Annotated in this window: 3 protein-coding genes; 1 reads left to right on the forward strand and 2 read right to left on the reverse strand. The window is 36.2% G+C overall.

Features of this window, described 5'->3' with window-relative positions; genetic code table 11:
- Positions 1-5019 (reverse strand): beta strand repeat-containing protein (locus ACKI2W_RS03335; RefSeq protein WP_407379216.1); only part of this gene is annotated, 5019 nt, incomplete at its 3' end.
- A 132-nt stretch (positions 5020-5151) separates the two neighbouring features.
- On the opposite strand from ACKI2W_RS03335, the gene ACKI2W_RS03340 reads away from it, so the two are divergent.
- The gene (locus ACKI2W_RS03340; RefSeq protein WP_407379218.1) at positions 5152-5604 is read left to right on the forward strand and encodes a hypothetical protein; all 453 of its coding nucleotides are present in this window, start codon (positions 5152-5154) and stop codon (positions 5602-5604) included.
- A 65-nt stretch (positions 5605-5669) separates the two neighbouring features.
- Here ACKI2W_RS03340 and ACKI2W_RS03345 read toward each other — a convergent pair whose 3' ends face one another.
- A complete protein-coding gene (locus ACKI2W_RS03345; protein ID WP_407379220.1) occupies positions 5670-7142 on the reverse strand; it encodes a hypothetical protein in 1473 nt (490 codons plus the stop codon).
- Positions 7143-7468 lie beyond the last annotated feature (326 nt).

The following is a 7468-nucleotide window of genomic DNA, read 5'->3' on the forward strand; positions in this document are numbered from 1 at the left end:
TTCGATTGTCAGTGTTGCTTTGTTGTTTGTTATGTTTACTGGTGTTTCTTTATCGTTTATTTTGAAGATTATGATTCCTTCGTTTGTGTTGATTTCTGCTGTTAGTGTTACGTTGCGTCCAGGTAGTGTGTCTTCAGCACCTGTTAATGTGGTTTGTGTTGCTACCTGTTTGATTGTCACGGTTGCTGTTGCATCTGACGGCTTGTAGTCATTGTCACCTTCAAATGTTGCAGTTGCAGGGTATGTGTCTGCATTGATGTCTTTTATGTCAATGCTTACTTGACCGTTTGCATCAGTTGCAGCTGTTGTTTCGTTACCGTTGAATGCAATTGTAACATTTCTTCCAGCAAATGCCTTACCGTTGTAGGTTAAAGTTGCAACTAATTTTGCGGTTTCACTGTAGTCAATTGTTACGTTTTCAAGACTTAGTTTGGTTGTGATTCTTCCAACTTCAAAGCTTGCATTTGCTTTGCTTGTTAGGTAGTTGTTGTTTTCATCTGTGTATGTTGAAGTTACTGTGTAGTTTCCTTCGGTAACGTTGTTTAAAGTGAGTGTTGCTTTACCATCAGTCAGATTAACTGCAGTTTCGTTACCGTTGACGTTGAATGTTACGATACCTTCAGTTGCATTGACTTCAGCAGTTAATGTCATGTTTCTTCCAGGCAGTGTGTCTTCAGCGCCTGTTAGTGTGGTCTGTGTTGCTACCTGTTTGATTGTCACTGTTGCAGTTGCATCGGATGATTTGTATTCAAGGTCTTCATTGAATTTTGCACTTGCAGTGTATGTATCAGCATTCAAATCTTTGATGTCAATGCTCACCTGACCTTTAGCGTCTGTTGTTGCATTGGTTTCTTTGTTGTTGAAAGTGATTGTGACAGTTTTTCCGGCCAATGCAGTACCGTTATTTGTTAATGTAGCTATTAATTTTGCAGTTTCACCGTAATCGATTGTTATGTTTTCAAGACTTAGTTCTGTAGTTAATTTTTCCACATTAAAGCTTGCTTCTGACTGACTTGTGAGGTAGTTGTCGTTTTCATCTGAATATAGCGCAGTCACGCTGTATTTTCCTTCGGTAACATTGTTTAATGTTAATGTTGCTTTTCCATCAGTTAAATTAACAACTGTTCTTTCGTTGTTTACGATAAATGTTACGATACCCTCTGTTGCGTTGACTTCAGCTGTTAATGTAACGTTTCTTCCAGGTAGTGTGTCTTCAGCACCGGTCAGTGTGGTCTGTGTAGCAACCTGGTTGATTGTGATGCTGTTTTCAGTCACTTCACCTGTCTGTGTGTTGATGTTTGTAATTGTGTATTTTCCATGGTTTTTATCAATAGTCACTGTAGCTATTCCGTTTTCATCAACCTGAGCTCTGTATCCGTCATCGACAATGGTAAATGAAACATAGGTTCCTTTTGCCAAAGCTTTTCCTTCAGAATCCAGGAATTTTGCACTGTATGTAACATTACCGTAATCTGCAGTTAAATCGTCTGATTCGATGGTTGATTTAATAATGGCTGTTGCAGTGGCAGTGGAATTGAGATAGACTTCATCAAGACCTGCATAAACAGCAGTTATCTGATAAGTGCCCACTTCAAGTTTTTCAAGAGGGAATTTCACTTTACCTTCTGAATCAGTTATTAATGTAGTGTTCTGATTTGGAGATGAAACAACAATAGGGGCCTGCACTATTGCAGTATTGTTGTGGTCAACTAATGTGAATACAACTTCCCCAGATCCTCCTGAATAGACTGTGACATCAGATGTGTTTATTGAAGTAGGATTCATTTTCACTGTTAACTGTCCGTTATCGGAACTGTTTAGATAGTTGCTTCCTCCGTTATATGTTGCAGTAATATCATATGTTCCTGCAATAAATCCACCAGGTATGGATAATGTTGCTGTACCGTTTACCAATTGTAAAGTTCTGGATTCTGAACCTACAAAGAATGTGACATTTCCTTCAGTTACATTAACAGTAGCGGTTAATATTATGCTGTCTCCAGCGTATAACTCTTTATCTAAAGTTAAATCTGTTTGTGTTGGAGCTTTGTTGATTGTTGCGGTTGCGGTTGCAGTTGAAGGACTGTATTCACTGTCGCCTTTGAATTTTGCAGTTGCTTTGTATTCTCCTGTATTGAAATCCTTAAGGTCAACGCTTGCTTGACCTTTAGAATCGGTTGTTGCAGTAATTTCATTATCATTTAATGTGATTGTAACGGATTTTCCGGCGAGTACATTACCGTTATTTGTTAATGTGGCTATTAATTTAGCGGATTCGCCATAAGTGGTAGTTATATCCTTCATAACAAGTGTTGTTTCAGGATCAAAATCTGTGTAGATATTGTCCTTGATGTTTTGGTTATCTCCAGTCCATCTTATGGAATTGTCTCCTGATTTACTGTTGATCATCTTGTTTGCGGTAACTTCTGCATTGGCACCATTACCCCATATTGCAGTACCACTGTTTGCGGTATTTCCTTTAAATGTGTTGCCGGTAATTTTTGCATCATCACCGTTCCATCTTAGTGCTCCACCATTTACACCGCTTCCAGCACTGTTGTTGGTGAAAATGTTTCCTGAAGCTGTCACATTAGCACCTTGAACATATGCTGCAGCACCAAATCCTGTTGCGGTATTGAATTTGAATGTGTTGTTGGCTAAAACGCTTTTGTCTCCACTGTCCAATCTTATTGCTCCACCGTTACCGCTAGCGTCATTACTTTCAAATATGTTGTTTGTAATTTGCATTTCCTTTCCGCTGGAAGTGATTGCAGCACCGAAACCTTTAGCGACATTTCCTTTAAATGTGTTGTCATCAATTACTTGGCTGTCTGCTGCTAATCTTATTGCTCCACCGTTACTGCTGGCCTGGTTGTTTTCAAATATGTTGCCTTTTATTTGGGTTTCCTTTCCGTTGGATGCGATTGCAGCACCAGTGTTGGCAGTGTTGCCTTTGAATGTATTGTCACTAATTACGCTGTTAGCACCGTTTGAATTGATTGCTCCACCCATATTTGAGGTAGCGGTGTTTTCATTGAATTCATTGTTTGTAATCGTGATTTTTTCTGTAGCGTAAATTGCCCCACCGCTTGTTGTAGCAGTGTTGTTTGTGAATTTGTTGTTGTCTATGGTGGCATCGGAACCTGGTATGTAGATTGCTCCGCCATATTGTCCTTTGGAATTTTCAAATTCATTTCCTGTTATTGCGGCAGCATTTCCTGTTGAGTAGATTGCTCCACCGTTTGTTGCAGCTTCAGTATTTTTGAAAATGTTTCCATTGATGTTTGTACTGTTTCCGGTTGAGTAAATTGCTCCACCAATACGATTTGACTGAGTATTTGTTAAGGTATTTTTCTCAATCTTATTGTCATTACCGTTGATGGTGATTGCTCCACCGCTTGCGCCGTTTACAGCAGACCCGTCAATATTGTTGTTTGAAACAGTCAGTGAATTTCCATCCAGATAGAATGCTCCACCGCTTCCTTGCGCTTTTGCATTTTTGACGGTGTTTTCACTTATTGTCGCATCATTACCGATAAGGCGTATTGCACCACCATTGTCGCTTGTTATGGTTGTGGTATCAAAATCATTTCCGATGATTTTTGCAGAATCTCCTTCAGCATAGATTGCTCCACCGGTAATTGCTGCTTTTGTGTCTTTGAATTTATTGTTTGATACAGTAGCGTTTCTTCCTTCAGTATATATTGCACCACCGCTTCTTGTCGCAGTGCTGTTTGTAAATTCGTTATCCGTAATAATGTTGTCATATCCGTGGATGGTTATAGTACCGCCTGATCCGCCGCTCTGTTCATTTTTGTTGGTTGAAACATGATTTGTGAAAGTGTTTCCGCTGATTGTGGCTTTGTTCAATGATGCAAAGATTGCTCCTCCACTGACGTCTGCAGAGTTGTCTGTGAAAGTGTTGTTGACAATGATTCCGTAAGTGGAAGTTCCTCCGGCCCATCTTAGAGCTCCACCAAGCTCGGATGCATAATTGTCATTAAATATGTTATCAATAATGTAGGTTTCCTTACAGTATAAACTGATTCCACCACCGTAGGTAGCTGAATTGTTTGTGAAAGTGTTGTTGATTACAGTATTGTTTGATCCGTGAATACTTTCTGTTTCACTTATAACATATCCTTCCAAATCGATTGCTCCCCCGTCTCTTCCGGCAATGTTGTTTGTGTAGGTGTTACCTGCAATGTAGGTATTGTTACCAAGAGAAATCATTGCACCGCCCAAATTGACCTGAGCAACATTTCTGTCGAAGACGTTGTTCGTTATTGTGGAGTTGTTTCCTTCAATACGCAATCCCCCACCGCTGCTGTTAGCAAAGTTGGATGTGAATATGTTATTTGTGATGTTGTGGCAGTTACCGAGTACAATCATTGCTCCACCAAGATTGTATGCTGAGTTTCTTTCAAATTCATTGTTTGCAATCATGTAGTTGTCACCGTTGATACGCACAGCTCCGCCACTGCTCGGTGCGGTGTTGTTGATGAATTTGGAGTTTGTGATTGTGCCGTCATTTCCGTTAAATGTCACTGCTCCGCCGACATATAATGTTGCGGTGTTGTCCCTGAATGTACAGCTGTCTATAGTTCCGCCATTTCCTCCCCAGGATATTGCTCCGCTGTTGTCATCCTTACCGTTGATGAATATTATGTTTTTCAGAACAACGTTGTCTGTGTTGACATTCAGTATTCTTGCCATCTGGTTACCGTCTAATGTGTTTCCATTACCGTCTAAAGTAATGGCTTTGTTAATGTTCAGTGTATATGCATGAGAATAGACATCATTTATGTAGCTGTCGTTCAATATAATTATGTCTCCCTCATCAGCATTGTTTAGTGTAGTTTGTAATTCTGTAAAACTCTTATAATCAGTATTGGCACTGATAATGTCCTTATCTGCTAGATTCATAGTTTCGTTATCAAAATCACTCGCCGATACGAATGAGATTGATATGAAAAATAGTATGAATAGAATTGAAATAAATTTGAATTTATTCTTCATTTTCAATACACCATTATATATTTATATTTATTATGGTTAAATAGATTTTCCAATGCTTTTTCATTCAATTTGATATATTGCCATATTATTTAAATAGAAGTTAATAAAAATATTAATGTAAGAGGTGAGTTTATGGATAAGAAATCTCTGATTTTACTTATTGTTTGCATAATTGTGTTTTCTTTTGTTGTTTTAACTTATGCAGGTATTATTAATCAAGAAGAAACTCTTCAAGTAGGTGAAATTAATTTTAAACTTCCTGAAGGTTACAAATTTGCAGGCTACACTGAACAGGGATACCCAAAAATAACTAACGGATTAGATTCAATTTATTTCGAGTATTACAATGACACAGATATTTCCAAGCATGTGAAAAATTTCACGGATTATTGCAAAACAAAAAATAGGAATGTTACATTATCAAATTTCACGACAGGTGATGTTACTGTTTATAAAACAGTGACCAGCGACCATAGGAATAACTATTGGTTTGTAAATGGAGATAAAACATATACGTTTTTCACTTGGAAAGAAACATTTAATGTAGATGATCTTGCCAATTATTTGATTGATTCTTCAATTTAGCTGATGTGGTATTTCAATATTTTTTTAGTTAATAAATAAAAATATAGGTTAAAAACCTATATTTCTTAAGCAACCTTTAGGATTATAGGGTTACCTTTGTCTATAACGGGTGTTGTTTTAATATGTTTGTCGAAATCCGTATTTCTACATATGATGTATATGTTTTTATCCGGATTTTCTTTAACTAATTTTGGAAGCTCATCTTTTGAGATTTCCTTAAAATCAAACGTATCGTGCAGTTCACTCAGGTTATATCCGTAGAGTTCATATTGATCACTAAGCAGATACATGTCTGTTTTATTTGAAAACTCCATATAAAACATTCTATTACCGCCGTCATTAATCACTATTGAATCATTGTCCTGACTTATCTGATCAAAAAATGCTTCTCTATGCATATTTACGGTGCCCCAGTAATCGTTGGAAGAATTTAGCTGGCTTATTCCAGCCACCATCATTATTAGAACTAATGCAAAAACGATTATGAATTCTTTTCTTGCTTCAATCTTGCCTATCATGAATGATATGGCAAACCATAAAATTGCTGCTGAAGGCAAGAGGTATCTGTCCACCATTATTGGCCTTACCATAATTGAAACGCCTGTTCCAATAATTATTGTTCCAAGATATGCAATAAGTCCGCATAATATGTAAAACCTGTCTTTTTTATCTATTCTGTTAAATATTGTGGCAGTGTAAACTATGATTGCAACAAATATCACTACTGAAAATATGCAGGTGTAGAAGTTCCGGGTAGGTGTTACAAAATATCCTAAAAATCCTATTATGTTATTAAAAGTTATTTCAGGAATCCAGTAGCCTTCACTAACGGATGTTAATTGACTTGTCAGAGAAAAAATCCATGGTGCAAATAGTATTATTCCACATATGGCTGAAATAAACCAATATTTGAGTTTTTCTTTATCATTTAGGAGAAGGTAAATAAATAAGCAAATGTAAATACAAACTATTGGAATTGCAGCAAAATAATGTGTGTATGCGGCCAAAACAGAAAAGATTGTAAGTAATGCCCAATATTTACGATCATTTTTATCAATTACATCTCTCAAATAGAGAAATGCCAATACTACAAATAATGCCGCCCAGCTGTACATTCTCAGTATTGAATAGTACACTAAAAATTCACTCATCACAGCCATTGAAAAAGCAAACAGTCCGGCAGTGAAATAACCATATTCATTTTTAATTTTAGTAACAGATAAAATAAGAATTATGGCATAAGGTATGATTGTCATAATTTTATATATGAAAATTTTATCAAATCCGATTCCAAAAATTGTTAAAATATCTGAAGCTATTTTTAAAAGTAAATAATAGAGTGGTGGGTGCACATCATGAGCAATAACATAAGCCAAATCAGTAATTGGAAAATTAAGCACGCTAATAGTAAAATATTCATCAATATGGATTATCATTTGATTGAATGGCGATACTAACATATAACCCAGCATTATAATGCTTAACGCCAGGAAAATTGTACCTATGATATCTTTATATTCATTGTTAAAATTAAACATATTATTAGTTTAGTTTATATATAATATAAGTCTTTTTTTCTAAAAGAAATAATGAATATGCAATGTCATGATTTAATCTTCATTATATTTAGAATATCTGTTTTTTCATAAATAATTTTATTTATGTATTTAATGCATTTTTAGTCGGTGTGATTTGTGTAGATAGAAAATATGCTGTGAATAATGGGAGTGTCCGTTTTGGTACTGATGCTTAGTTTTCGTTGATTGTTGCACATCGTTTTATCCATCTTATGTTATTTAGTGTTATTCTGATTAATAGTCCTCGATATGTTTTGAATATTTTTTTGATGCGTCCAGGTAGTGTG

Source organism: Methanobrevibacter sp., from assembly GCF_045603845.1.
Taxonomy (GTDB): domain Archaea; phylum Methanobacteriota; class Methanobacteria; order Methanobacteriales; family Methanobacteriaceae; genus Methanocatella.

Coding starts and splice junctions, on each gene's coding strand:
- ACKI2W_RS03340 (WP_407379218.1), top strand. CDS start 5,152: ATGGATAAGAAATCTCTGATTTTACTTATTGTTTGCATAATTGTGTTT.
- ACKI2W_RS03345 (WP_407379220.1), bottom strand. CDS start 7,142: ATGTTTAATTTTAACAATGAATATAAAGATATCATAGGTACAATTTTC.